The sequence below is a fragment of the Cobetia sp. Dlab-2-AX genome (genome assembly GCF_024124625.1).
Classification (GTDB): Bacteria; Pseudomonadota; Gammaproteobacteria; order Pseudomonadales; family Halomonadaceae; genus Cobetia.
In genome coordinates, this window is sequence record NZ_JAMXRV010000008.1 from 33,599 (window position 1) to 60,577 (window position 26,979).

At 51.7% G+C, this 26,979-nt stretch carries 18 protein-coding genes and 1 pseudogene; 18 read left to right on the top strand and 1 reads right to left on the bottom strand.

All coding sequences use genetic code 11. The features are described 5' to 3' along the window. Positions 1-64: 64 nt before the first annotated feature. A complete protein-coding gene (locus tag NH396_RS13300) occupies positions 65-2,440 on the bottom strand; it encodes a capsular polysaccharide biosynthesis protein (RefSeq protein ID WP_253064297.1) in 2,376 nt (791 codons plus the stop codon). Between the two features lie 980 nt (positions 2,441-3,420). Here NH396_RS13300 and NH396_RS13305 point away from each other — a divergent pair. The 18 genes and pseudogenes from NH396_RS13305 to NH396_RS13390 all read left to right on the top strand — a co-directional run bounded on the left by NH396_RS13305 (position 3,421) and on the right by NH396_RS13390 (position 26,977). After that, on the top strand, positions 3,421-3,849 hold the full coding sequence (locus NH396_RS13305) for a DVU3141 family protein (RefSeq protein WP_253064299.1): 429 nt from the start codon (positions 3,421-3,423) through the stop codon (positions 3,847-3,849). A 212-nt stretch (positions 3,850-4,061) separates the two neighbouring features. Continuing rightward, positions 4,062-5,705, top strand: coding sequence for a polysaccharide biosynthesis/export family protein (locus tag NH396_RS13310; RefSeq protein ID WP_253064301.1), 1,644 nt, complete (start codon positions 4,062-4,064; stop codon positions 5,703-5,705). Positions 5,706-5,731: 26 nt separating this feature from the next. Continuing rightward, on the top strand, positions 5,732-6,562 hold the full coding sequence (locus NH396_RS13315) for an ABC transporter permease (protein WP_253064303.1): 831 nt from the start codon (positions 5,732-5,734) through the stop codon (positions 6,560-6,562). Beyond that, positions 6,559-7,248: an ABC transporter ATP-binding protein gene (locus NH396_RS13320; protein WP_253064305.1), complete on the top strand. Its 690-nt coding sequence runs from the start codon at positions 6,559-6,561 to the stop codon at positions 7,246-7,248. The genes NH396_RS13315 and NH396_RS13320 overlap by 4 nt, the downstream gene beginning before the upstream one ends. Positions 7,249-7,339: 91 nt before the next feature. Beyond that, positions 7,340-8,425: a chain-length determining protein gene (locus NH396_RS13325; protein ID WP_253064307.1), complete on the top strand. Its 1,086-nt coding sequence runs from the start codon at positions 7,340-7,342 to the stop codon at positions 8,423-8,425. A gap of 83 nt (positions 8,426-8,508) precedes the next feature. Then, positions 8,509-9,267 carry a hypothetical protein gene (locus NH396_RS13330; RefSeq protein WP_253064309.1) on the top strand — a complete coding sequence of 253 codons (759 nt, stop codon included), beginning with the start codon at positions 8,509-8,511 and terminating at the stop codon, positions 9,265-9,267. Positions 9,268-9,492: 225 nt separating this feature from the next. After that, positions 9,493-9,795 carry a hypothetical protein gene (locus NH396_RS13335; RefSeq protein ID WP_253064319.1) on the top strand — a complete coding sequence of 101 codons (303 nt, stop codon included), beginning with the start codon at positions 9,493-9,495 and terminating at the stop codon, positions 9,793-9,795. A 43-nt stretch (positions 9,796-9,838) separates the two neighbouring features. Beyond that, positions 9,839-10,969 (top strand): UDP-N-acetylglucosamine 2-epimerase (non-hydrolyzing), encoded by a 1,131-nt coding sequence (gene wecB / locus NH396_RS13340; RefSeq protein ID WP_253064321.1) that lies wholly within the window; start codon positions 9,839-9,841, stop codon positions 10,967-10,969. Between the two features lie 102 nt (positions 10,970-11,071). Continuing rightward, positions 11,072-12,352, top strand: a complete 1,281-nt coding sequence (gene wecC, locus NH396_RS13345) for a UDP-N-acetyl-D-mannosamine dehydrogenase (protein ID WP_253064323.1) — start codon at positions 11,072-11,074, stop codon at positions 12,350-12,352. Positions 12,353-12,454: 102 nt separating this feature from the next. Continuing rightward, the gene (locus tag NH396_RS13350) at positions 12,455-15,976 is read left to right on the top strand and encodes a glycosyltransferase (RefSeq protein ID WP_253064325.1); all 3,522 of its coding nucleotides are present in this window, start codon (positions 12,455-12,457) and stop codon (positions 15,974-15,976) included. A gap of 28 nt (positions 15,977-16,004) precedes the next feature. Then, positions 16,005-16,847, top strand: coding sequence for an ATP-grasp fold amidoligase family protein (locus tag NH396_RS13355; protein ID WP_253064327.1), 843 nt, complete (start codon positions 16,005-16,007; stop codon positions 16,845-16,847). A 769-nt stretch (positions 16,848-17,616) separates the two neighbouring features. Continuing rightward, complete coding sequence (locus tag NH396_RS13360; protein WP_253064329.1) at positions 17,617-19,341, top strand: hypothetical protein; 1,725 nt, start codon at positions 17,617-17,619, stop codon at positions 19,339-19,341. Positions 19,342-19,373: 32 nt separating this feature from the next. Further along, positions 19,374-19,616, top strand: coding sequence for a hypothetical protein (locus NH396_RS13365; RefSeq protein ID WP_306424414.1), 243 nt, complete (start codon positions 19,374-19,376; stop codon positions 19,614-19,616). A gap of 25 nt (positions 19,617-19,641) precedes the next feature. After that, a complete protein-coding gene (locus NH396_RS13370) occupies positions 19,642-20,508 on the top strand; it encodes a class I SAM-dependent methyltransferase (RefSeq protein WP_253064331.1) in 867 nt (288 codons plus the stop codon). 266 nt (positions 20,509-20,774) lie between these two features. Next, a pseudogene (locus tag NH396_RS13375) lies at positions 20,775-22,291 on the top strand (IS3 family transposase). A gap of 98 nt (positions 22,292-22,389) precedes the next feature. Further along, the gene (locus NH396_RS13380) at positions 22,390-23,469 is read left to right on the top strand and encodes an ISAs1 family transposase (protein ID WP_253064333.1); all 1,080 of its coding nucleotides are present in this window, start codon (positions 22,390-22,392) and stop codon (positions 23,467-23,469) included. Between the two features lie 25 nt (positions 23,470-23,494). Further along, positions 23,495-23,632, top strand: a complete 138-nt coding sequence (locus tag NH396_RS13385; protein WP_253064335.1) for a hypothetical protein — start codon at positions 23,495-23,497, stop codon at positions 23,630-23,632. Positions 23,633-23,701: 69 nt separating this feature from the next. Next, positions 23,702-26,977, top strand: a complete 3,276-nt coding sequence (locus NH396_RS13390) for a glycosyltransferase (protein WP_253064337.1) — start codon at positions 23,702-23,704, stop codon at positions 26,975-26,977. The last annotated feature ends 2 nt before the right edge of the window (positions 26,978-26,979 follow it).

A 26,979-nucleotide genomic window follows, 5' to 3' on the forward strand; every position in this document is an offset into this window, starting at 1 on the left:
CCGCGGGCATGAGGGCGGAAGCTGAAGCGGTGAAAGGCAATGCCAGACGTCCATGTAACATGATTCAATGCTTCCCGATGAATAAGGCGCGATAGCCTCGATAAAGACGGGTTTTCCAAGGCAATGCAGGCTTCAAGGTACCTCTGCGAAGCTTGTCACGTTGTTGTTCCAGGATCGTGACGACTGTCTCGGCATTGCATAAGTGACCGTGCTCAGGGGCCACATACACGGGATACTCGATCAGGGCGCCAGCCACCAGGGCATCTACACTCAAGTGCCGAGTTCGTCTTGGACACTCGACTAGGTCATTAGTCAATCCCCAGCCAGCATAGAAGGGCAGGCCATGGGTCGTGACGGGCACACCTCGTATCAGGGCTTCAAAGCCGGCGAGCGAGCAGAGGGTGTGTACATGATCCACCTGCTCAAATAACCGACTGATATTGCCGCTGGTCAATTCGAGATCGTACGTCCCGCCTTCAGTCGCCACCTCGCCACTACGCCCCCCTGTGGCAACGTCGGGGTGCGGCTTATAGATCACGTAGCTTTCAGGGTGAAATTTCCGCGCCGCCTCAAGCAAAGCTTGATTGGTGCGTATCCCGGGGCACGCATGGCGTATCGAGGCATCTGACTCCACTTGGCCGACGACCAATATCACCTCACGGCCCTTGGCCATCGCGCGAAGGTCCGGTAATTCATCACCTTCCGAATTGTATTTGCTCAGTCCCAACGTGATCAGGCGCTCGCGTAATTGGCGTGCGCGGCCTAACTCGGCATCGGTGAAATCATGATCTGTCAACCACTGCTCCAGTGTGCTTGGGCGACTGGCGTCAAAATGCATGCCGAGTGGATCGAGGATCAGCGAAAGTGGCCGCGTGAGATCCACCCCCAAGCCGACTGAGCGCAAGAAACCGTCCTCGATTCGCCACAGAGCGCCCCCTTGTGCAATGACGGAGGCTTCCAGCTCTGCTGTGGTTCGGCTCGCCCAGCTCAGCACGCGGGTAGGGTGTGGGGCCTGTTGTTCGCGCTGCGACATCGCTTGCGGATCATGTACGATGGTGACACCAGCTGTCTTTTGCAGCTTCTGCAGTGCGATGGCATCGCTTTTGACGAAGTCGCAGTGCGCCAAGGGGCCCAGGAAGCCGGGCAGGAAATTACGCTTCCAGCGCGAGTACCCCGGCGCTATCCAGTGACCTGCCAGTCTGGCAGCCATTCGCTTCTGGTCTGCAAGCAGCTGAATGATCTCTTCGAGCGTCGCGGCCTGCTGGGTATAGGGGTTGGCATAGCGGCTGTATTCGAGATAGGCCGCGGCAAACACCTGCTCAAGCGTGCGTGGCTGGCCGCGGCGCGGGCATTGCTGCCGATCATCCGTCAGGCCCCAGCCGGCATAGAACGGCATGCCGTGGCAGGTCACCGGCAGGCCTGCCATCAGGGCCTCGAACCCTAGCTGGCTGGTCACGACATGGACGCCATCGACCTGTTCAAACAGGCACCAGGGGTTGATATCGTCACTCAGCAGCGTGCAGCCAAGCTTGCGTGCCTCCTCCAGCAGATAGCCGCGCTTCTTGCCGGCGATCACATCCGGATGCACCTTGACCCATAACTCGACTCCCTCGATGGCACAGGTCTCCCTCAGCATGGCAAGGAAAGTCTCCGGGCTGGCCATGCCGCCCACGACAGACGCATCCTCGGCGGTCTGATCCACGATGAGAAGTCGCTGCATGCCAGGCTTTCGCGCTGGCAGCTTGCGCTCTGGTGCATGGTTGTACTTGCTCAAGCGATGCATGCGCAGGCTTTCGAGAGCCGCGCGCGCGCGCGCCAGCAACACCTCACCCTGACGCGTCGGTGCTTCCTTGATCAGTTGCTCGAGCTCACTCGGTTGGCGCGCATCGTAATAGATGCCCTGATGATCGACCACCATCGCCATGCCAGGGTAACCGGCGCTTGCCAGGGTCAGAGAACGCAGAAAACCATCCTCCAATGCAACGTAGGGCAATCCATGTTCAAGCGCATATTGGCGCGCGCGCTTCGCCGTCGGTTTATGTCCCCAACCGACGACACGCATGATGTTTGTCGAGGATTTCTGGCCCGCGAATTCTGGCGCAGTATTTATCCCTTTCGATGCCCCGAGTTCTGGCAAAGAATCAGCCTCGCACGCTGCCGGATGTTGTTCTTTTCCTACATTTTTTTCGCTCAGCGTGCCTGTCAGGGCGCGTCGACTGGCAGTGAAAGATAAATTCTTGAAGGCAGGTGAGTTGTCATTGTTCTGACACGAAAAGGGTGTACGCCCTCTTGTCAATGGCAGCAGCTCGGGAATGAAGCAAGCAAGAAGTGGTTGGCGATAGATACCTGAAGAAAAACAGAGCGATGCCCCAGAGGTCGCGTCATTAGTGACATCTGCTGATCCGTGCCGAGCGTGAGAGGCGCAGGGCAGAGTACGCATGAGAAGCTCCCATCCTTGGTTCATTGCCGGCTTCAGCATGCAGGGTGTCCGTTTCAGATAAGAAAAGTGACTGCTTACTCGTGATGCTCAGCACGCTTGGTGAGACTGTCGTGTGAGACCGTTGACTCAGAGTCCGCAAATAGGGAAAGTACGCAAAGTGACGAACGAATTCAATCAAGTCTTTGATCGCGATATTGGTAGCAGGCAAATGATTAACCTGTGCTTTATTTTGCTTGTCAGCTTTTTCACTGCACGCTTCAGCAGTAATAGATTTGCTGCTAAAGTGCCACGCTCTGCGATGCATTTTCATTAATGCTTGAGCTTCATATGAACGTGAAGCGCAGGGCTTGACCAGAAGAAGCGGCAGGACGCCAAGGGAAGGCTAGTAGATGGAAATCGCGCAGCACATGGATGCTTTTGTCACCCTGGTGGTGACGGTAGGTGTGTTGGCAGGGCTTGTCTGGAATCGTTGGCCGGCGGAGTGGCTGATGATGGCCGCTGCCGTGTCGTTGATTCTGCTGGGCGTCAATGCATCTGCGCATTTCGGGCACGCTATGGCCATGGCTGCCCCCTTCCTTGCTGTTTGGCTTTTTCCTCTACCCCGGCACCTGCTGACTGCTTACCTAGGCCATGGGTGTCGCCTTCCTCTTCAAAGTCGCTCAAGAGAAAGCCACCTGTCTTGGCCCCTATCCAGGCAAGGTGTTCGTCGTGGCTTTTTAGTACCTCGCCGTGCTGGCTTCCGATTCATCAACAGAAATGGTGCAGGGATTCGTCATCGAAGTGACTCAGCGGCGTGTCAACCTCTAGCCTGCGGGCGTATAGGCATTACCAGTTCCTCAGGCGAGGCTCTACCACATGAATTGGTTGCTGCTTGCAGCCATGCTTATTTTGAGGCGTATGAATCTTCTTGCCGCACAGTGAACCGTGTGGACCTCGGTTCTACCGGCGTATGCGGCCCTTTGTAGCATCAGGATACTTTCATGAACCAGAAATTTTATCGTCAGGCTTCAACCCGTGCCGTTCGCTTGGCCTGTGCAGCAGGCCTGGCACTGGCCATCACCGGTTGCGCGACCTCCTATCCGGAATCCACCGGTGCCGGCAGCACCAACCTGGCCAATCTGGCCGGCGCTGCGTCACTGCCGGCGGATGTCTCGTCATTTCTCGACAGCGCAGCCCCCGGCAGCGTGATTGCGGTGCCGACCAGCCCCTGGGGCAGCAACGTCGAAGTGGTTGCCCATGAGCGCTACTTCGCGGCCAGTGGGCGCATCTGTCGCGAGCTGACGGTCTCCAACAACCGTGACCTGCCGAGCAAGGAGCTGGCCTGCCGTACCAGCAATGATGGCAAGGCTGGCGAGGGCACCTGGGTGACCCAGCGACTGGTGACCGGCCTGCTAGAAGAGGCGCGCTGATGCGCTTGCGACACCTTCGCACTGACAGGTCCGCGTCGGGCTCAGCGTGAACCGACGACAACAGGGGCAGGCTGGCATGACCGGCACTGGCACTCCTGATCAACACTGCACCATTTCTGCACTACGAGGGGCCTAGCCCGATGACAATTTCCAGATTCTTGCTCCGGGCCGGGTGCCTGGTGGCGGTAGCGTGCCTAAACGCCAGCCCTGTCATGGCGGTCGGGCTGGACAGTGGTCCCATCCTGTCCAGTGGCGACCAGGCTTCCAACATTCCGCAGAAGACGGACAGCGTGGAAGACAAGGCGCGTGCCGACTGGCGCAGTGGCACCTATGGCCCGCTGACATCTCAACAGCAGACCGACCCGGACTCTCTGCCGCCGTTCGGCGAAAACCTCTTCAGTGGTGGTTTCCGCGGCATGATGGCCGATGGCCTCAACAGCAGCTACACCATCAAGCCGGGTGACCAGATCACCTTGCGGGTGTGGGGTGGGGTCGAGATCGAATCCGTGCTGCCGGTGGATGCCCAGGGCAACATCTTCCTGCCGGGTATCGGTCCGGTGATGGTGCAGGGCACTACCAATGCTCAGCTGGACGGCAAGGTGCGCAGTGCCATCCAGGAGGTGTATCCGGAAAACGTCAGTGTCTACACCAACCTGCAGGGTGTGCAGCCAGTGGGTGTCTTCGTCACCGGTTACGTCAAGAACCCGGGTCGCTATGCCGGTACCCCGAATGACTCCATGCTGTATTTCCTGGATCAGGCCGGCGGTATTGACCAGGCGCTTGGCAGCTACCGCAACATCAAGATCAAACGTAACGGTCGCATCATCAATACGGTCGACCTCTATGACTTCCTGATCAATGGCGAGATCGCGCGTCCGCAGTTCCGCGATGGCGATACCGTCGTCGTCGAGGAGCGTGGCCCGGCGATCAGCGTGGTCGGCGATGTCGAGCGAGACTATCGCTATGAGCTCACCGACTCGCGCCTGAGTGGCGAAGATGTCCTGAATCTGGCGCGTCTCAAGTCGGGTGTGTCTCATGTGCTGCTGCGTGGCTCTCGCCCTGATGGGCCCATCTCGCGTTATCTGCCGGTGGTGGGATTCCGTGGTGCTGATGTGCGTGCAGGGGATGAAGTGTTATTCAGTGCCGACCAGCGTGACGAGACCATCGTCGTGCAGCTGGAAGGCAGCTTCTATGGCCCGTCACGCTATGCACTGCCGCGCGATGCCCACCTGGGCGAGCTGCTCAATGCCGTAGGGGTGCCGAAAGGGCTGACCGATTACCAGAGCGTGTCCATCCGCCGCAAAAGCGTCAAGGAACAGCAGGCTCAGGCACTGCAGGACAGCCTCAAGCGTCTTCAGGCGACCTATCTCGGCGCATCCTCCTCGACCACAGAAGAATCCGAGCTTCGTGTCCAGGAAGCCGAGATGATCGAAAAGTTCGTCGAGCAGGCGAAGAAGGAAGAGCCGACCGGGCGACTGGTCGTGGCACGTGAAGACGGCAACATTGCCGATGTGCGCCTGCAGGATGGCGATGTCATCACCATTCCGGAAATCAGCGATTCCCTGCTGATCAGTGGCGAAGTCGTGGTGCCTCAGGCCATGGTCTACACCCAGGGCATGACGGTGATGGACTATATCAACAGCGCCGGTGGCTTCACGCAGCATGCGGATGACGACCAGATTCTGGTGGTACGTCAGAACGGCGCCGTGCGTCGCGCCGAGGAAGTCGAGCTGCGCTCGGGTGATCAGATTCTGGTACTGCCGGAACCGCCGACCAAGAACCTGCAGCTGGCCACCAGCATCACGCAGATTCTCTATCAGGTCGCCGTCGCCACTAAAGTCGCGATAGACCTCTGATCATGGCCAGTGACATGAAAGGTGACATGACCCCACCATCAAATCACTCGACAGGTGACGACAAGAGCGGGCCTAAGGCCCGCTCCGCCTGGGCTGTGACGCGCAGTGTCTGGTTCGCCATGTTCATGCGTGAAGCCGTCGGTAGAACGATGACGGACCGCATGGGCTGGTTCTGGATGATTGCCGAGCCTGCAGCTTTCATGTTGGTCATGATTGGCATTCGAAGCTACATACGTGGAGACAGCTTGATTGTCAATGCACCCTTCATCCCTTGGATGGTCGTGGGGTTGATGGGGTTCTTCTTGGTGCGGGAAGGCATGATGCAAGGCTTGGGAGCCATCAATGCCAACAAGGCACTATTTGCCTATCGTCAGGTACAGCCAGTGGATGGTGTCCTTGTTCGCAATGTGCTGAATGGTCTGATTCGCACCTTCATCTTTCTGCTGTTTGTTCTTGGTGGTCAGTTACTCGGTACAGAATTCCTGCCTAACAATGGGTTTCAAGCAATCTTTGGGTGGCTGTCTCTCTGGTTACTGGGGCTGGGCATTGGGCTTCTGACATCAGTACTCGGAACACTGGTACCTGAGATAGGAAAGATTATCAATATTATATCGTTGCCGCTGCTGATTATTTCCGGCGTCATCATGCCACTGAATCATTTCCCGCACTCGATATTGGAATACCTCATGTGGAATCCTATCGTGCATGGCCTTGAATACATGCGGCATGGGTTCTTTGAGGGATACCAGGTCGTACATGGTACGGATATGAGATACTTTTGGGGCTGGGTACTTTCAGTTCTGGCACTAGGGCTATTGATGCATGTTCGTTTCAAGGAGCGCCTGAAAAGCCAATGATTGACATCCAGAATCTTTCCAAGCGTTTTTATCAATCACACTATAGTCAGGCTGAAGATCAATGGGTGTTGAAAGACATCAACCTGACTATTCCCACAGGTGTGAGTGTAGGCCTGTTGGGTGCCAATGGCGCTGGCAAGTCGACGTTGTTACGGTTGATTGCTGGTATGGATACTCCACAAAAGGGGAAGGTAATACGCCATTCGCGCGTTTCCTGGCCAATTGGGCTCGCCGCCGGCCTACAAAGCAGCATGACAGGTCGCCAGAACACCAAGTTCGTTGCTCGAATGCATGGCAGTCAATATGATGTAAAAACCATCATTCAAAGAGTTCAGGAGTTTGCAGAAATTGGCCGTGCATTTGATGAGCCGATCCGCACGTATTCGTCTGGCATGCGCTCCCGGCTTAATTTTGGCTTATCTCTGGCATTTGACTTTGATGTCTATCTTTCTGATGAAGCCACTTCCGTAGGTGATAGAGCCTTCAAGGCGAAGGCTTCAAAGGCCTTCAAGGACAAGGTGGGGCAAGCCAGCCTGATCATGGTCTCGCATTCAGAAGGGATTCTTCAGGAGTTATGTCAGGCGGGGATATATCTGAGTAATGGTTGTGCATATTGGTATGACGATATTAATCAAGCTATCGAAGCTTATCATGCCGATAGTGATGCCAAGAAAAAGCATCGCTGATCGATACTTATCGATTGGTGAAAAGTAAAAGTTACTCCTTGTTGTTTTCTAATGACTCTATATTAGTAATATTTATTTTATGGGAATTTACATGACAGTATTTATCAAGCGTTACCCACAATGGGCGATTGTCCTATTGTCGATACTGCTCGTAGGATTTTACTGGACGGTATGGGCCGAAGATCGCTATGTCACCAAGGCGACGGTAGTATTGGAAAGTCCACAAATCAATACTGCAAGTGAAGTGAGTTTTGGCTCTTTATTGACAGGTAGCAAGAAAAATAGTGACTTGCTTTTGTTGCGTGAGTATCTGTTGAGTGTTGATATGCTCAAGAAAGTACAAGAAAAAATGGACTTTCGCGCCCATTATAGTCAGAACGGTGATATTATTGCTCGCTTGAATGATGAGGCTGCCCCTATTGAGGAGTTATATGAATACTATCTCAAACGCGTTGCAGTAGAGATGGATGAATACTCGGGCGTATTGAAAATTGAAGTCCAGGCTTGGACACCTGAATTTTCTCAGAAACTGGCCCAATTTCTGTTGGTAGAAGGCGAGCGCCACATGAATCAGATGGGGCAGCGTTTGGCAGAAGAGCAAGTCAAGTTTCTTGACAAGCAGGTGAGCCTCTTGGAAGACAGTTTTGAGCAGTCTCGTCAGAAACTGTTGGACTACCAGAATGAAAATGGCCTTGTTTCCCCTACACAGACAGTTGAAAGTCTCAATACTGTGGTGTCTTCACTGGAGGCCAAGCTGGCGACCTATAAGGCGCGTATGAGTGCTTTGTCCAGTTATCAGAGTAAACGCTCGAGCGAGATGGTGCGGATTGATAGTGAGATAAAGGCACTCGAAAAACAGATAGACCTTGAAAAAGAGCGACTTGCACGTCAATCAGGAAATGCCCTCAATACTGTTTCCAGTCAATACGAGACTTTGCAGCTACGTGCAGACTTTGCCAAGCAGACATATTCCAATGCTTTGGCAGCGCTGGAAAATACGCGTATTGAAGCAGCACGTAAGCTAAAACAAGTGAGTATTCTGCAGAGTCCCATCTTGCCGGAATACTCTGAAAAACCGGAGCGACTGTATAATCTGACACTCTTTGCTATTTTCATGCTTTTCTCCGGTTTCATCTTTACAATGCTGATGATGATAATTCGTGACCATCGTGACTGATGATGCGTGAAGGATAGAAGGAGCAGAGCGAACGAGCTCAGTCACCACTGAGGAGTGAAATGAAAATCGCGCAGGAGAGTGAAATGAAAGTATCTCTGGGCACAGCCGACATGGCCCTGTTTGATCAAGTGACTCTGCTTCAGAAGCTGTATGCCGCAGAGGTCCAGAAGAATCAAGGAGATAGTCGCTCAGAAAAGTCGACTGATAATAGGGTAGAGGCAGTGGCAGCCCTTGGCTCTCCAGACCCCGTCGATGTCCAGGAAGCTCTCGAGAGAGCTAATCGGCACAAGCGCACTCTGGCTCAAGCTCGGGAGCTGTTGTTTGATTACGAATCTGAACTTGATGGCTTCGGTCAAAAAGTGAAAATTCTTGATGATAAGCTAAAAAAGGAAAAGGCAGTTTCCAGAAGATTAGAGGACCGTATTCATCTGCTTAACACTGAGCTGGAAATCCAGCAGCGCGAAAGGGAGTCGGAGTATACAGCTCATGTGCTGGCACTGTTTGAGGCTTGCTCTCGTGCAAAGGAAGTTTTGCCACGAAGGAAGGCTAGAAAGGCTAGAAAGGCGAAAAGTGCAGATCATGACGTATTGCAGAGTTCGTCCTTGTTTGATGCTGACTGGTATCTTTCTGAATACTCTGACGTAGCTATGGCGGGGCTCGATCCAATCAAGCATTATCTTAATGAAGGTGCTAGAGAGGGGAGAAACCCGAGTACGCGCTTCGACACTATCTGGTATCTCACTTCCAACCCCGATGTGGTCCAGGTCGGCATGAACCCCCTGCTGCATTACCTACGTTATGGCAAGGCTGAAGAAAGGCAGCCCTTGCCGGTAATTTCGTAATATTTCAAGATATGAGTGTAGTGTCTGAGCATCCTAAGTAGAAATAGCGTACTTGTGTAGAGTGTCGGCTGTGAATTCCAGTGCTTACAATGCTTTGTAAAGAGAACCCCTGAAGAGAACTGTCAGTTGAGCTATATATAAAACAGGATGTTTGTTCAGGTATCAATTCGATTTTATCTAGACGTATCATGCATCATGTTGATGGGATGAAACCGCGGAGAGTTCATGCAACAAATCATTGAGGATGCTGCACAACGGTTTAAGCAGGGTGACTTTCATGCAGCGAGAAAGTTGTACCAGAAAATTGCCGCATGTTATGGGGAATCGATTGTTGCAGTAAACCTGTCGTTATGTGATCAAGCGATCAAAGCCTTGAACGGGCAGGTATCTATGACTGAAGGGGAGGGGACGGCTGGTGAAAACGATAGGGCTGCCGTCAATGCCTCCTCTCTACAAGTCACCAGACAGTTGCATGATACCCAGTCATTGCTGGAAAAGTACTTTGTTCTCGCCCAGAGTCAAAAATAGAAAAACCTCAGCTGTATGCGCTATTCACATCAGGAGTCATGAAATGAAAGTTCTTACGGTATTTGGAACACGACCAGAAGCTATCAAGATGGCACCGCTCGCCTTGCAGCTTGCGGAAGATGAACGCTTTGAATCCAGAGTCTGTGTAACAGCACAACACCGTGAGATGTTGGACCAGGTGCTTGGCTTGTTCGAGCTGAAGCCTGACTATGATCTGAATCTGATGAAACCCGGCCAGGATCTCAATGACATTACCTGCGGTATACTGCAGGGCCTGAAGAGTGTCTTAGCAGACTTCAAGCCTGATATGGTGCTGGTGCACGGAGATACCGCAACTACCTTCGCCACCAGCCTGTCAGCCTATTATCAACAGATCCCAGTCGGTCATGTAGAGGCAGGCTTGCGGACAGGTAATCTTTATTCGCCTTGGCCGGAAGAGGCAAATCGCAAGTTGACAGGCGCACTGGCAGCCAAGCACTTTGCGCCAACGGAAACATCGCGTCAGAACCTTCTGAAAGAGAATATCGACCCAGCCAATATTCATGTCACTGGCAATACGGTTATTGATGCATTGTTTGAGGTAGTGAGGAAGCTTGAGGAAGGCCCACTGGGGGATGAATTGCACGCGCGCTTTGATTTTCTGAAAGATGACAAGCGTCTGCTGCTAGTCACTGGCCATCGTCGCGAGAGCTTTGGTGAGGGCTTCGAGAATATCTGCCGCGCTTTGGCGGAAACGGCCAAGGCGCACCCAGATGTCCAGATTGTCTATCCCGTCCACCTTAACCCCAATGTGCGTGAACCAGTCAATCGCTTGCTAGCGGATGTTGACAATATCACCTTGATTGAACCCCAGGATTATCTCCCCTTTGTCTATTTGATGAATCGTGCGCATATCATCTTGACAGACTCGGGCGGCATTCAAGAAGAAGCTCCCTCCCTTGGCAAGCCAGTACTAGTCATGCGTAATACGACAGAACGCCCGGAAGCAGTGCAAGCAGGAACAGTCAAGTTAGTGGGAACGAGTGTGGATGTAATTACTTCTGAATTGACAAAGCTGCTAGATCAGCCGGAGTTATACAGTGCGATGAGTTATGCCCATAACCCCTATGGTGATGGTAAGGCCTGTAAACGCATACTGGATGCGCTGGTCGCGAAAGAAGTGGCCACTGCATGAGAAATTGTCGTACAAGAAATAAAAAGATTCGACGCATATCTTTCAGCTTGTAAGTTTTTATCTTTACTATCCTATTATTAGACACTATGCAAGGGTAAACTAATGGAATTTAATACCATCTCGATGATTGGCCTTGGCTATATTGGCCTTCCGACAGCAGCGGTATTCGCCTCCCGTCGCAAGAAGGTGATTGGTGTGGACATTGATCAGCGGGCTGTCGATACCATCAATCAGGGCAAGATACATATCATTGAGCCGGAACTGGATATGGTGGTGAATGCCGCAGTCAAGGAAGGTTATCTGCGTGCCACCACTCAACCAGAGCCTGCTGACGCCTTCATGGTGGCAGTGCCGACTCCCTTCCACACCGACGAAAATGGCCAGAACCACAAGGCAGATCTGCGTTATATCCAGTCTGCCTGTGAGGCGATTGCCAAGGTACTGGTGCCGGGAAATCTGGTCGTACTTGAATCTACAAGTCCGGTTGGCACGACTGAAGAAATGGCCGCTTGGCTGGCTGAGGCTCGTCCGGACCTCACATTCCCGCAAACACATGGTGAGGCATCAGACATCCGTATTGCCCACTGCCCAGAGCGTGTATTGCCGGGCCATGTAGTACGTGAGCTGGTAGAGAATGACCGCGTGATTGGTGGCATGACGGCCAAGTGTGCCGAAGTCGCCTGCGAGCTTTACAAGATTGTTGTAGAGGGTGAGTGCCTGCCGACGACTGCGCGGACTGCTGAAATGGCGAAGTTGGTAGAGAACAGCTTCCGTGATGTAAATATCGCCTTTGCCAATGAGCTTTCGATTATTGCTCACGAGCTTGATATCAATGTCTGGGATCTTATCTCGCTGGCCAATCGTCACCCACGCGTCAACATTCTGTCTCCAGGAGCAGGTGTCGGTGGGCATTGTATCGCGGTGGATCCTTGGTTCATCGTGGCAGCGTGCCCTGATCAGACGCGTCTGATCCGCACCGCTCGCGAGGTGAACGACTACAAACCAGAGTGGGTGCTTGACCAAGTTGGCCAAGCACTGGAGAAGTTGCATCGCAGTCAGCCGGGGGCGACACGTCGTGATCTCACGGTGGCTTGCCTAGGCGTTGCCTTCAAACCTGATATTGATGACCTGCGTGAAAGCCCGGCCTTGGGCATCACCCAGAGAGTTACCGAGCTTGGCTGCATGGTGCAAGTGGTGGAGCCCAATATCGAATCTCTACCCAAGGGGCTTCAGTCCGACAATGTATCTCTTGTCAGTCTGGATGAAGCCTTGGCGCAAGCCGATGTTGTCTGTGTACTAGTCAAACACAAGCCGTTTATTCACAAGGCCGAATCGGTGAAAGAAAAATCCATGGTGATCGATGCCGTAGGCTTGTTGCCTTAAGTGTAGTCAAGCAGGTCACAGACTTGTGTAGACTACAAAGGCGCTCATTGAGCGCCTTTGTAGATTTCGCTGTATATATTTTGAAGGGTAAAGAAGGACTCAATGGACGATCTTCTGCAGCTTGCGACGCGTCTCGCCGAACATGATGACACACCCTTGACACTCCCCATACCGGGGCGTGTGGCCTATGTCGTCAGTCATGGACAGAGCTACGCCAGCAATGGTTACGCCATTCGAACACAGGGCATTGCACAGGCTCTGAACGCACAAGGGTGTGAAGTCCTTTGTCTTGTTCGTCCGGGCCGTCCCTGGGAGTTGAATGAACAGGCGGATGTCACGACTGAAGTCACCATTGACGGGGTGCGCTATCTCCATAGCCGATGGCCTGCTGGGAAGGTGCCGAAGGGGGAGTGTGCTCATCTTGAGGCTAGTGTTGAGCGTTTCACGGAATTGTTTCGTGTCTATCGGCCTGAGAAGATCATCGCCGCTTCAAATTATATTGTCGGGCTGCCGGCCTGGATCGCGGCCAAGCGTCTCGGCCTACCTTTTGATAATGAAGTTCGAGGTTTCTGGGAGCTATCGCGTGAAGCACGCGAGCCGGGGTATGCCAAAACCCAAGCGTGCCGGCAGGAAGCAGAGCGTGACGCTTTCGTGGCCCGCAAGGCAGGACACGTATTCACTCTCAACCATGCAATGCGAGAAGAGCTGGCACGCCGAGATGTAAATCCTACAAGAATTTCGATTGTTCCTAACGGGGTTAGTCAACTGCCGGCTCTCAAGTCGGGTGATGATAAACTCAGAAAAAAACTTGGGATTGATAAAGACTGCATAATTATCGGCTATATCGGTAGCTTCACTGCCTATGAAGGTCTCGATGTGCTGACCAAGGCCTGCGCAGATCTGGTTAAAGCTGGTGAGAAAATTCAATTGCTACTTGTGGGTGATGATCAACCTCTCACTCAGGCAGTAGAAAGCATCAAGACAGTGGCGAGCATTCCTTGGCTAATTAGAGCTGGTCGAGTTCCGCATGAACAGATAGCTGACTATTACTCATTGTTTGATGCAGTAGTTATTCCTCGTAAGAACTCGACTGTGTGTCAGCTTGTGCCGCCCATGAAGGCAGCCGAGGCTTTGGCGTTCGGCAAGCGTTTGGTGGTCTCCGATGTCGCTCCTTTGGTGGAGTACGCCCAGAATTTCGAGAGTGTGATTACGTTCGAAGCAGGGAGTTCCCAAAGCCTAGTCAAAGCCCTTCAGGGGGCACTGAAGCTGCCTGTTCCCCAGCCCAGTACCGAGCTGCTGTTCTCGGCCCATATCGAGCCGATGGTGAGGGTATTGAAGGGGGAGAAAGGGCAGCAGGGCGGAGAGAGTGAGGCGGTTGCCAAGCAAGTCGTAGCGCCCGTGATTAATTCAAAGTCTGAGCTGCCGTCGCAGCCAGTTCAGAAATTAAAAGATAAGATTGAGTTGAGTAACTCTACCTACTGGCGAGAGATAGAAGTGAGCCAGGGGCAGAGCATTACGGTTAAGGGCAATGTCCAATATCATAATAAAAAAGGCATAGTTGACCGCAAGGCGGTCATGCTAGTGAAAGCTTGCGGGCAAGATGGTCGTGAGCTAGATGTCGCTTGTGGAGCTTTGGCTAAGTCTCAGCCGCTGGGAGCGTATTACAAGTACCTGCATTGCAGCCAGGGAGCCGTAGTACCTCTCCATGAATTTGAAGTGCCTGATGAGGTCGTAAAAATAAAGGTTGGGTTTAGGCTTTTCCATGCTCGTAGTGTAAAAGTGACTGTTGATGGACTCGAGATTGGTGTTAAGAAGAAAATCTCGTCCTTGGTACATAAGGCTTCTTATCCAGATTCAGCCGCTTTTGCTGACTTGTCTAAGGTTTTGAGAGAAAACGTACCCCCTCCCAAAGTTTCCAAAAAAGAAAGTGATAATAACTATAATGTCTTAACGATCATGGACGAGTTTACACAAGACTGCTTCAAGGATGAGTTTAACCTCGTGCCAGCGGACAAAGCAGCTTGGCGTGAGCAGCTAGACAACGATGATTTTGACATGTTTTTTGCAGAAAGCGCGTGGCGAGGAAATGGCGCCACATGGAATTATTGCATGTCAAAAATCAAAGGTAAGTTTGGTTCGCCTCTCTTAGAGCTTCTCCTAGAGTGCAAGCGTCGGAAAATACCTACGGTTTTTTGGAATAAGGAAGATCCCGTTAACTATGATGTTTTCATTGATGCAGCCAGCTGCTTTGATTACATCTTTACAACAGATGCCACTGTAATAGATCGGTATAAAGAGGACGTTGGGCACGACCGAGTTTATCTCCTGAAATTTGCTGCTCAAGAGAAGCTTCACTCTCCTTTGCTGAAGGGTGAAAAAAATGGGCGTGTTGCATTTGCTGGTAGCTGGAATGGTGAGAAGTATCCAACACGTGCTGAACGTCTTGAAATGCTATTCGAGTATCCCTTGGAAAAGGGTATTCTCGATATTTATGATCGTTATTCATCTCTAGAAAATGCTGCGCCCGGGTTGGTCTATCCTGAGAAATATAAAGCTAGTTTGCTGCCCGCTGTGCCCTACAACAAAATTGCTGACCAGGTATATAAAAAATACAGTGTGATGATTAACGTCAACTCTGTCGAGGATTCAAGCTCGATGTTGGCAAGGCGTATATACGAGCTTTGCGGTTGTGGTACTCCAATAGTTTCTTCACCAGCAAATTCGCTAAAAAATGAACTGAGCGAAATTGTGCAGGTTGCCAATACACCTCAAGAGTCTCGAGAGAAGATTTCTCGAGTTTTGGACGATGATGTCCATGCTTTGAAAATAGCGGCAAAGGGCGTGCGATTTGTTCATAGTGCTAATACCTATCGGCATCGTTTCTCAGAAATATTAGATAAAGTTGCGGAAGGTAGAGACGATGAAGGAGTCGAACGCTTCCGCGTTACTGCCGTATGTGTCTCAAAGCGCCCGTGGTTTGCTGCCAATGTTGCAAGGATGCTCAAGGCCCAGAATGGTGTTGAAGTCAAGGTTATCTATGTCGCCCATGGTGAAGAGACTGATGAAAGTGAAGTTGTTGCGGCATTCCAAGAGTTTGAAAGTTTCAAGTTCATGCGCATCAGTGGAGAAGATAAGGTGCTTGCTGATGGGCTCAACTTGGCGCTAGATGCCTGCGATACAGATATAGTGGCCAAAATAGATGACGATGATCATTACGGGCCTAACTACCTTTTAGACTCCTGCCTGGCTCTGCAGTACTCTGGGGCCGCTCTCGTGGGGAAAACAAGTTTCTTCTGCTATGTAGAAAGTACTAATGATTTTGCACTTCGCTTTCCGGGGAAACACTATCGCTATTTCAAGCGTGTCCAAGGAGGGACTCTGGTTTGGAGTCGAAAAATGACCGGAAACCTCAAATTTACTCAAGTTAGGCAGGGGACTGACTCCATCTTCATCAAAGACCTTCTAGATTCTGGGCGGAAAGTGTTTTCAGCAGACCCGTTTAATTTCGTACACGTCCGATATTCAAGTGGCAATAATCATACTTGGGCTATTGATGATGCCAAGTTTCTTGAGGCTGCTAAAAAGCTGGGTTCAGGCCTCATGCTAGATATTGCATTTAATTAATACTAAAACTTTTCATAAGAGAAAGCCCATGAAATGTGAGTACTTTACGGATTTCATACATGCTCATGTCAAAAAGACAGATGCAAATAGAATATATATAGATAAGTTAATGACTCGAAAGATAGTAAATGAGCTGGCGTTGCCCTTACCAAAGATTTTTTTTGAAATTAGCACTATTGATGATTTGGTTCTTGATGGAATGCCAGACCCTATAGTTATAAAACTCACTAATCTTGCAGCCAAAAGAGGCGTTTTCATACTTTATAAAGTCAAGGGAGGCTATTTCGAACAGCTTAGATCTAAGCTTTTCTCAAAGGAAGAGTTGGTTGCTTTAATTAAAAAAAGCTTCAATCCAAAAACTTCAAGGATAATTGGCGAAGAAGTTATTAAAGGCCTTAATGGTCCTATGAAGATACCTTTTGACTATAAGCTTTATACATTTGATGGTTCTGTTAAGTTTATTCTCCAAATTGATCGAAATAACCCCATTGATAATGTGGCATTCTTCGATGGTGATTTCGAACCAACTAATGAAAGCCTTGTCAAGACAAATAAAAAGTATGTTGAATTGGGTGAGCATGTAAAGCCAAGTAACTATAATGAAATGATCAGCATTGCGGAGAAAGTTTCAAATCATATTGATAGACCTTTTATAAGTGTTGATTTATATACAACAGGTGATAATGCATATGTAGGAGAATTAACCCCAACCCCAGGTGGTCCATATTTTGGGAATATAGTTTCATTCTCGGAAGAGTTTGATAAATATTTAGGGGCGCTGATGCTGGATGGTTATATGAAAAGGAGATGGGAAATACCAGAAATTGAGTCTCTTCCGCCAGCTAGAAAGAAGAGAAAGCCCACAAGGTGATTTTAGGCTCTTTGGCGCTGGGTGTGGAATTTGCCCTCTTATCTTGGCCTGGATATGATCTCTACATGGATAGGAGGTATTGCACGGACGGTACACAGATTCTAACCTCGGCCTAGGGCTAGAAACGCCTTGGGTGCTCAAGGACCAGCATCTGGATACCACCCCGTGTTGCCCCCGTCTGGACATCTATATTGAGGCCGAGCGAGGCAGCTCTACTCCTTCCCCTAGTGTGGTAAGGGCTGCCCTGCCCATTACTTAGCCAACAAGATTTGTCGGCCTCTGAACCTCTTCCAGTACCAGTACTACCTATATGCACGCGTCCCGCACATCAAGTGGCCCGAGCATGGCGCCAAACGCATCTAGGTGCCCTAGGAGCGGCCTGGCAGTGACTTCACCCTGTTGTTCGAGCAGGCCGTCATGCGACTAGTCAAGGTTATGCCGGTGCTGGCCGTCTCCCAAGATCTGTAGATTTCCGACAAGCGCTTGTGGTTTATCGTGCATCACGGATTCTGGTTAAGCTGGATCTTTGGATGAGACGACCTCACAACGCGGAGCCATAACAGAAATAATCCTCGATGGATGCTGGAGACCTATTTTGCAGACATATTTATGGTGTGACGTTTTTCATGTGTTTTTCCAGCTACGCAGGTAATTGATAAGACTTTGAATAATCTATATCATTTTTGTCTATTTTTCAAAAGCCCTTGTTAGTTATCTTGGTGCGTGGCTTTCTTATATTTAGTTTTAAGAAGAGAGGTGGGTAGTTAGCATGAATTATTTTGCTGACAAGGGGTGTAAGTTTGACTTCGTTGTCGATACAAGCAAGTCAAGATCTGTTCTTGATGTTTGCAATAAATATGGTGGTGTCTGTATAGAAAAAGAGAGTTTTAGAATCTTTTTTTTTGGATATGAAGGGTATTTACCCACTAATGGGACTGTTGTATCTGGATATACTTCTTCAAGTGGGAGGATAATATTAGGTCCCTGTGCTTTCGACGCCTGTCCCGATGCGGTGGGTGACTGGATTGCGTTGTCTTACTCGAATGAAACAGCTAATATTAACGTTGACCCTTTCTCATCGTCTCCAGTCTATTACAGTAACCAGCTAGTATCTAATTCTCTCCATTTGTTAAATATTATACATAAGCATATTGGTAGATACGCGCCGAATTTGTCTGCGCTGGCAAGTAATTTTTTGTTCGAAAACTCCTTCACAATGCAACCCTCAACCTTCCACACCCCAATAACAGGCGTTTATCAGCTTGAAAATGGGAGTAGCCTTTTAGTTTCAAATGGCGCAGTGGAAACAGTTAGAAATAATACTTATTGTGATGTTGTTAATCACGAAGAATACTGGAGGCTTATCGATCAAGGTGCCAATGAGATTGTTGATAATGTATCCAAGGCAGTAAGTTCTGGGCGTACCGTAATTGCAGCGTTAACTGGTGGTCGAGATAGTAGACTTCTTTATGCTGCAATTCTTGCAGGTGGATACGTTGATGATGTTAAGTTCACTACCCGAGACATTGGTCGAGACTTATATATATCAGCATCCATTCTCGGTCGATTTGGTGGTAAGTTCATTGAAAATGGCGATGTCGGTATATTTGGCCAGCCCTTTAATTCATTGTTAGAAAAGATACAGTCACATAATCAGTTCTCCTATCACTCTATTGATTCCTTGGTTAAACAAGTTTCTATACACCATGCTTATCCAACTTATTTGCTTGGAGGTGGATTTGGTGAAGTGTATAGGGGTTTTTATCAAGGCATGGTAGATAAAGTTATCAGCCGAAATGATGGAAGATCCGATAGCGACTTGGTTAATAAATGGGTGAGAGATTTTTCTGAAAAAAGTTTCGCTCACCCTGAGGTTGTAAGAGAGGAGATAGAGTCAACATTTTATAAATTAGGAACAACTGACCCAGCAACAGCTTTTATTCGCCATTATTTGAATTTTAGGGCGAAGTACCATTTTGGAAATAAAGTTCATAGAAGTGAAAAAGTTGATATTCATGCTTTGCAATCTCAAAGTCTGCTGGAACTATCTCAAAGGGTTCCTTCAGACATTCTTTTTAGTGGAAGAATTGTTTTTGATGTTACAAAAAGATTGTGTGAAGAACTAGCATATTACGAGTATGATAAGCCAAGTGACGTGAGGTTTTATGATCTAAGTTACCATATTCCCTCTCGCTATGATGGGGATGAGTTGTTGTTTGATGCTTTAGATTACGATAAAGGTATTTCTTCTAGGTCGAGAGGAAGTAAATCATCTCCCCTGCCTCTTGTTAAAGAAAAGGGTGAGATGGTAAATATATATAATCATTCTTTCTATAACGCACCTAAAGTTATTGACAGATGCTACACTAAAGAAATTTTTAAGGTCGATAAAGATGTTTTGATAAAAAAGCTAGAGTGGCTAAAGTCTAAGAAATCAAGGAATGTAGTAAAGTACTATTCTATTTTTTCTCAAATAGATTATTATTTAAATTAGAAAACTACCTAATTGTAGGGTGCCGTCTGATCATGAAGACCGGCTCGGATAAATTCCGTTCAAGTGCTATGCAGGGGGGCATGAAGCGTATTAAGGCCAAGGGCGTTGAGGTTGTGGTGTATGAGCCAGCACTCGAAGCGAACGAGTTTTTTGGTTCCCGTGTTGTGTCAGATCTTGATGCTTTTAAAGAACTTAGTGATGTTGTTTTGGCTAACCGCATGGTTGAAGATTTGGAAGATGTAAAAACAAGGTGTACACCCGGGATATTTTGGTAATGACTAACTTGTTTAGGGGGTAGAGGTGGAAGAAGTTTATAAGAAACTGCAGGAGATGGAAGAAAAGGTTCTCTTGCAAGGACATAATAATGCCAAAAAACTAGTAAGGGACTTGGTTCGAGTCCAAGACCGCCTCTATGCTCAGCTGGAAAGCCTCTCCTGGCTGCAGCGCCGCCTGGCTATCAAGGGCCAGCTGCCGCCGCTGCGTGGCTGGGCAACGTCCCCGGACGTGCTGCTGCGCCTGCATGCGCACATCATGGCCACCCGCCCTCAGGTGATTGTGGAGTTCGGCAGCGGGGCCTCTACGCTGGTGATTGCCGATGCCCTGCGCCAGAACGGTGCGGGCCAGCTGATCTCCATCGAGCACAGTGACTACTACGGCGCACAGACCCTCGGCACACTGCAGGCCGAGCGGCTGGAAGGCTGGGTGGATCTGCGCATTGGCGACCTGGAAGCCTGGGAAGGTGAACACCTGAACCCTGAGGATGCCGAGAAGCCGTCACGCTGGTACCCGGTCTCACTGCTGGAAGGCATCGAGCAGATCGATCTGCTTTGGGTGGACGGCCCCCCGGGGGCAACCTGCCTGTTCAGCCGCTACCCGGCGCTGCCGGCACTAGCCGACAAGCTCTCACCGAATGCCGAGGTGTGGATGGACGACACCATCCGCCATGAGGAGAAGGATATCTGCGAACGCTGGGCTAAGGATCACGGCTTTGAGCTGACGTATTACCCGTTGGAGAAGGGCCTTGGTCGCTTGACCCGCCCTGATGCGCCTGTCGTTGTCCCGGCGCCGATGCCAGGGACGGCGGTGGCTGTTCATGATGACGATACTCACCCCGAGCGTGCCTTGGGCCTGGATTTCTCCCTGCCGGAAGAGCAGGGCAAGGACTGAGTGGGTGAGCCGCCTGCTCAGCGTTGTGGAGGCGTAGTGCCTGCTCGATGCTGTTTTCTTACGGTGGCCCCCGCGGTGAGCGCTCGGGCTATCCTCGTTTTATGCCGTCAATGATCGAGAGTATCGGTAGGTGCTTCAGGGAAAATGCATGAAAAACTCTCTACGACGGGCCTCCCCTATCTGCCAGCGTAGTTGTCACCTAAACGGATTGAGAGGTTATCAACGTGCGTTATTCCACAGAGCGTAAGGAAGCCATCCTCAAGAAGATGGCGCCGCCTATGAGCATGACAATCCCGGAATTGGCCAAACAGGAAGGCATCACTGCAACAACCCTCTACAATTGGCGGAAACAGGCCAGAGAGCGAGGACAAGTTTTGCCATCACGTTCCACCCAGCCCGACCAGTAGACCAGCCAGGAGAAGTTCCAGATCGTCCTGGAGACGGCCCCGATGAACGAGGCTGAACTCAGCGGCTATTGCCGCGAGCGTGGGCTCTACCCCGAGCAGGTGGAGGCCTGGCGGGATGCCTGCATGAACGCCAACGACGACGTGGCAGCGCAGGCCAAGCAACAACGCCAGGCTCGCAAGGCCGAGCAAAAGCGTCTCCGTAAGTTGGAGCGCGAGCTGCACCGCAAGGACAAGGCCCTCGCCGAGACGGCGGCCCTGTTGGCCCTGTCAAAAAAAGCCGAGGCGATCAGGGGCACGACCCACGACGAGGACGACTGATCAGCCTCCCGGATCGCCAGCGCATCGTGACCCTGGTGCAAGACGCCCAGCGTGACGGGGCTCGGCTGGCCAAGGCCTGTCAGGTGATGGGCATCAGCGTGCGGACCTACTACCGCTGGGTCGCAGAAGGCGAAGTGACGGCCGACCGCCTCCCCGACGCCGATCGCCCGGAACCGGCCAACAAGCTATCTCCCGAGGAGCGAAAAGCGATCGTGGCGTTGTGCAACGCTCCAGAGTATCGAAGCCGCCCTCCGGCCTTCATCGTGGCCGATTAGGCTGACAAGGGCTGCTACCTGGCCTCTGAGTCGACGATATACCGAGTGCTTCATGAATATGATCAACAACATCACCGGGGCCGACAGCAGGCCCCTCAGCGTAAGCGCCCACCGACCACTCACCAGGCGACGGCGCCGAACCAGCTTTGGCGCTGGGATATTTCGTGGCTGCCCGGTCCCGCGCGCGGCACTTGGTGGTATCTGTACCTGATCATGGACGTCTTCAGCCGCAAGATCGTTGGGCACGAAATCTATGAAACAGAGACTGGCGAGCTGGCCGCTGAGTTGATTCAGAAAACCTGCTGGCGAGAGCGCCTGACAGATCGTCATAAACCCTTGATTCTGCATTCAGATAACGGCAGCCCGATGAAGGCAGCGACCTTCTTGGAAAACCTCTATGACCTGGGCATCACTTCCTCGTACAGCCGACCGCGAGTCAGCAACCACAATGCCTTCGCCGAGTCGGCCTTCAAGACGCTGAAGTACCCGCCGGGCTTCCCCGTCGACGGGTTCGCCACCCTGGCCGAGGCTCAGGACTGGGTTTAGCAATTTACCGAGTAGTACAACCATGAGCACCGGCACAGCGCCCTTCGCTACGTCACGCCGAGCCAGCGTCATGACGGCGAGGCCAAAGGCATTCTGACGCAGCGCCGAGAGGTCTTCGAGGCCGCGAAGCAGCGTCACCCGGAGCGATGGTCAGGTGACATCCGAAAACTCGACCTGCCGGAGATAGTGCATTTGAATCCGGAGCGGGATCTGATACCGCAGGCAATAGGGTTTTAAAAAGCCAGAACCACTTCATGTGCCAACTATGTTGACAGATTCCGCCTCGTAGCGCTTTACCAAAAGGACCTCATGTGGTCATTTAGCAGCTTTCGCTCATGGATGATCCGATGCTGACACCGTCTCTTATGCACCATTTATCGATTGTTCCCGACTTCCGCCAGGCGTGGAAAGTGCAGCATCAGCTGTCGGATATCTTGTTTCTGATCGTCTGTGCGGTGATCTGTGGTGCAGAAGGTTGGGATGAAATCGAAGATTTTGGCCACGCGAAGTTGGACTTTCTTCGCCTGTACGGCGATTTTGAGACTGGCGTCCCGAGTCACGATACCTTTGCCAGGGTGATGGCCCTGGTGAATGCCGAGCAGCTGCAAACTGCATTCGCTGAGTGGATGAAAAGTTGCCATGACGTGACTGAGGGCGCAGTGGTAGCCATTGATGGCAAGACATTGCGTGGCTCGTATTGCCGTGGCAAGAACAAGGGTGCGATCCACATGGTCAGTGCCTTCAGCGCGGCTAAGGGTGTCGTGCTAGGGCAGGTGAAGACGGCGCAGAAGTCGAATGAGATTACGGCGATTCCCGAGCTGCTAAAGCTACTTAATCTGCAAGGCTGCTTGGTGACAATTGATGCCATGGGCTGCCGAACAGATCGCCACTCAGGTCCTGCAGAAGGGTGCCGATTACCTGCTATCGGTAAAGGGGAATCAGCCAGCTTTGGCTGCCGCCTTCGAGACGGCATCCCCAATAACCAGGGTGGCGAGCTTTCGGGAGACTCGTATATCACGGATGAAAAGAACCGCGGCCGGCAAGAGACGCGCTATCACATTGTGAGCGAGATTACTGAAGAGTTTCAAGAGCTTAGCTACGAATGGCCGGGCTTGAAAACGCTAGGAGTGGTGATGGGTTTTCGCCAAGAGAGCGATGAGGCTCCTGAAGAGCCGATGATCCGCTACTACATTAGTTCAGCCGAGTTGACCGCCAAGAAGCTCGCCGAAGCAGCTCGGCAGCACTGGCATATTGAGGCCAAGCTCCACTGGTCTTTGGATGTGGCGCTTCGTGAAGATGCCTGCAAAATCCACCGCGGACAGGCGGGGGAAAACCTCGCCAGGGTCCGGCATATTGCGCTGAATTACCTGAAAGGAGAGAAATCTTTCAAAGGCGGAATTCGGCGGAAACAGTAGAAAGCGGCACTGGTTGAGACATATCTTGCTGACATTCTCGCGGCCTGAAAGCTTTCATGCGTTTTCCCTGGGCACCGAGCCTCTGGTGCGTGTCATGGTGGAAGCCAGAGATGCGCGCCAAGCCAATCAATATGCTCAGGATATTGCTAACGTGTTGAAGTGAAATTACTAGCCTAGATATAAGCGTATCTGGCAGGGCTATGGCCCCACTCAATACAGCGAGGAAGTATAGTTGAAATACGGCTGGTATCGTAAGGTAAAGAAACGGTCTTGGGCAGAGAGGGGCGTCATCTTCAAGTTGATTCGTCGCTGGCATGCTGATTCTCGGCGTTTTCGGCTCATTGAACAATCAAGTCTATTTGATGTTGCATGGTACTTGAGCCAACCCATGTTGGCAGGTAACCAGTCTGCCCGGAGAGCGCCTATCCAGCATTATCTCAAGGAAGGGGCGGCGGCTGGGCTGGCACCAGGGCCTGATTTTGATGGTGGCTGGTATCTCAGACGCTACCCTGACGTCGCCGATGCAGGGTGGAATCCACTGATACATTATCTGGAGCATGGCAAACGTGAAGGGCGTTTGCCGCGCAACAATCGTGCCTTGTCTTGGGAGCATCATCTTTGGAGGGGGGCCGACAGTGTTATGTTGCCGCTCCTTGAGTACTTGTCTCATGACCCTCTGGCCAGTCGCGAGGAATCTCACTATGCTCGTTGGGCACTGGCTCGGTGGTGGGCCTGGCGGAAGGATTGGGCACTCGTCAGGCAGTATTTGCTGCCTGACGGGCAGTTGATCGATTCCCCGACACATAGCGGCCCAGCCTTGTTGGCAGTCGAGGCGCTATTGGCGACTACCCAGCATGATGTGGCGGGAAAATGCGTGTCTCACGAGAGAGTAGCTTCTGGCGGGACTGACGCTTCAAATGACTCTGCCTCTAACTTTGGTTCTGATTCCCTTGGCCCGGACTCAACAGACCATGCCTCGCACACGGCATTACTGCCTGATGTGCTGACTCATCTTGATCAGTATTTCGGCTCGCGTGCCGATACTGCACTGGCGCATGCCAACGCCACATGTGATCCTTCACAACGTCTGAGCTGGATAAATGCTGTATGGCAAAGCGCGGGGCTGGAGCCGGTAGGCTACCGTAACCCTAAGCTGCCGTTGCGTCTGGATAACCTGGGGTCTACGGATTCTGAGAAGCCTGCATTGGGCTCTATAGCTCGACATACAGCAGCATCTTCTTCTGAAGGTGAGCCTCTTGTCAGTGTCATTCTGCCTGCCTACAACGTGGCTGGCACCATCGCAACGGCGATCCATGGCCTGTTTGCTCAGTTCGACGTTCGCCTTGAGCTGTTGGTCGTTGACGATGCAAGTGAGGACAACACCTGCCAAGTCGTGGAGGCGCTTGCTGCCCAGTGCCCGGGGCATGTGGCATTGCATCTCTTGCGACATAGGGAAAACAGCGGGGCTTATGCTGCGCGCAATACCGGCTTGAGACATGCGACCGGTGACTTGATTACGGTACATGACAGCGATGACTGGTCGCATCCACAAAAGCTGGTGCGCCAGGTGGCGGCTCTTCAAGCCCAGGCCGGTGCGGTCGCGAGTTTATCGTCATGGGTGAGAACCACACCGGCACTTCACTTCCATCGCTGGCGTATTGAGGAGGGGTGGGTATATCCCAATATCTCGTCATTGATGGTGCGCCGCACTGCGATAGAGGCATTGGGGGGCTGGGATAACGTCCGTGTTGATGCCGATACCGAGTTTCATGAGCGGTTGATTGCACGATTTGGTCATGACGCCGTCATCGAGGTACTGCCTGGTGTGCCGCTGGCATTCGGTCGAGCGGATGAGGCATCCCTCAGTCAGGCTGGGGCAACCCATCTCGTGACGCGGTTTGTCGGGGTTCGACAAGCCTATATTGAGGCCGCCCGTCGCTGGCATAGCCAAGGCAAGGAATCTGGCGAACTAACGCTCATTCCCGAAGCGCCTTGGCGACCCTTTGCTGCACCGGCTGCGATCTGTCGACAAGCGCTACCCGTGCGTTTTCAGCACCCTCTGGATGTTTTGCAAGCCTCTGGGCTCTTTGCACCGGGCTGGTATCTGCGCACACACCTGGATCTGCAGGATGTCATCATCGAGCCATTGGCGCATTACTGGCAAGCAGGGAGCCAAGAGGGGCGTGATCCAGGGCCGCATTTCAGTACTTCCGGTTATCGCTATTGTTATCCTGATATCGGTGACCAAAATCCGTTATGGCACTATGTGACACAGGGGCGAAGGGAGGGGAGATCTCCATGGCCGGTACTTTCGGGGGATCTGACACGCAACGAACAGGCACCCTGTATTCTTCTATGTGGCCATCAAGCGGGCAGCAAGCTGTTTGGCGCCGAGCGTAGCCTGTTGGACGTTCTCAAGGCGATGAATACGCTTGGATGGAATGTAGTGGTGTGCTTGCCCTCGGCTGTCAATGGACCTTATATCGAGGCCCTTAGGGCGCATGCCATGGCGGTCGCGATACTGCCTTATGGCTGGTGGCAGCGAGGGCGGTCGCCGGAGCCGGCTACACTTCGCCATTTTCGGGGGCTGATAAAACGTTTCAAGATTGATGCCGTGCATGTCAACACCATCGTTCTTCATGAGCCGATGATAGCAGCACGTGAAAGTGGGGTTCCGGTAATCGTTCATGTCCGTGAGCTGCCCGAGCATGATCCCAGTCTTTGTCAGACGCTCAATGCTGAGGCTTCTACTGTGATGGCGCGTGTGTGCGGAGCCGCCAATCTCATTATTGCCAACTCTGAAATTACGGCAGAAGCTTGCCGCATGGCCATACACAATCAGCAAGAGATAAGGGATGATCCGTCAGGGGTACCACCATCGCAAGTGCTGCCACCAATCACTGTTGTGCCCAATACTATCGAGATGGCCCCTTTGCTGGCGCTTGCCTTGCGTAATGAGATGCCAGTGACACTAGGTATGCTGAGCAGCAATTTACCCAAGAAAGGCCTTGAAGACCTGGTATCAGTCGCAGCGCATCTCCAGCGACTGATACCCGAATTACAGATCAAGGTTTTTGGGCCCCGTACCTCAGCTCTTGACACCTTGATGGCCCGGCAGGTAGCGGGACTAGTGCCTTCCAATATCCTATACGCAGGCTATGTGGATGCGCCTCAGGAAGCGTTGGCCCAGCTGGATATTGTGGTCAATCTATCACATTTTCAGGAATCGTTTGGTAGGACCGTGTTGGAAGCCATGGCTGCAGCTCGCCCAGTAGTGGGGTACGAATGGGGGGCTTTGCCTGAGCTGGTCGTCGATGGCACCACAGGGTATCTCGAAACCTTGAGTGATACTCTGAGTGTGGCGCACCGGATCTTTGAGCTTGCACAAGACCCCATGTTGCGCCTCGATCTGGGGATGGCTGGGCGCCAGCGCGCCAAACAGTATTTTGACCAGCCAGCAATGGAGACTGCGCTATATAGAGCTTATGAAATGTGTGCCGATTTGTGATT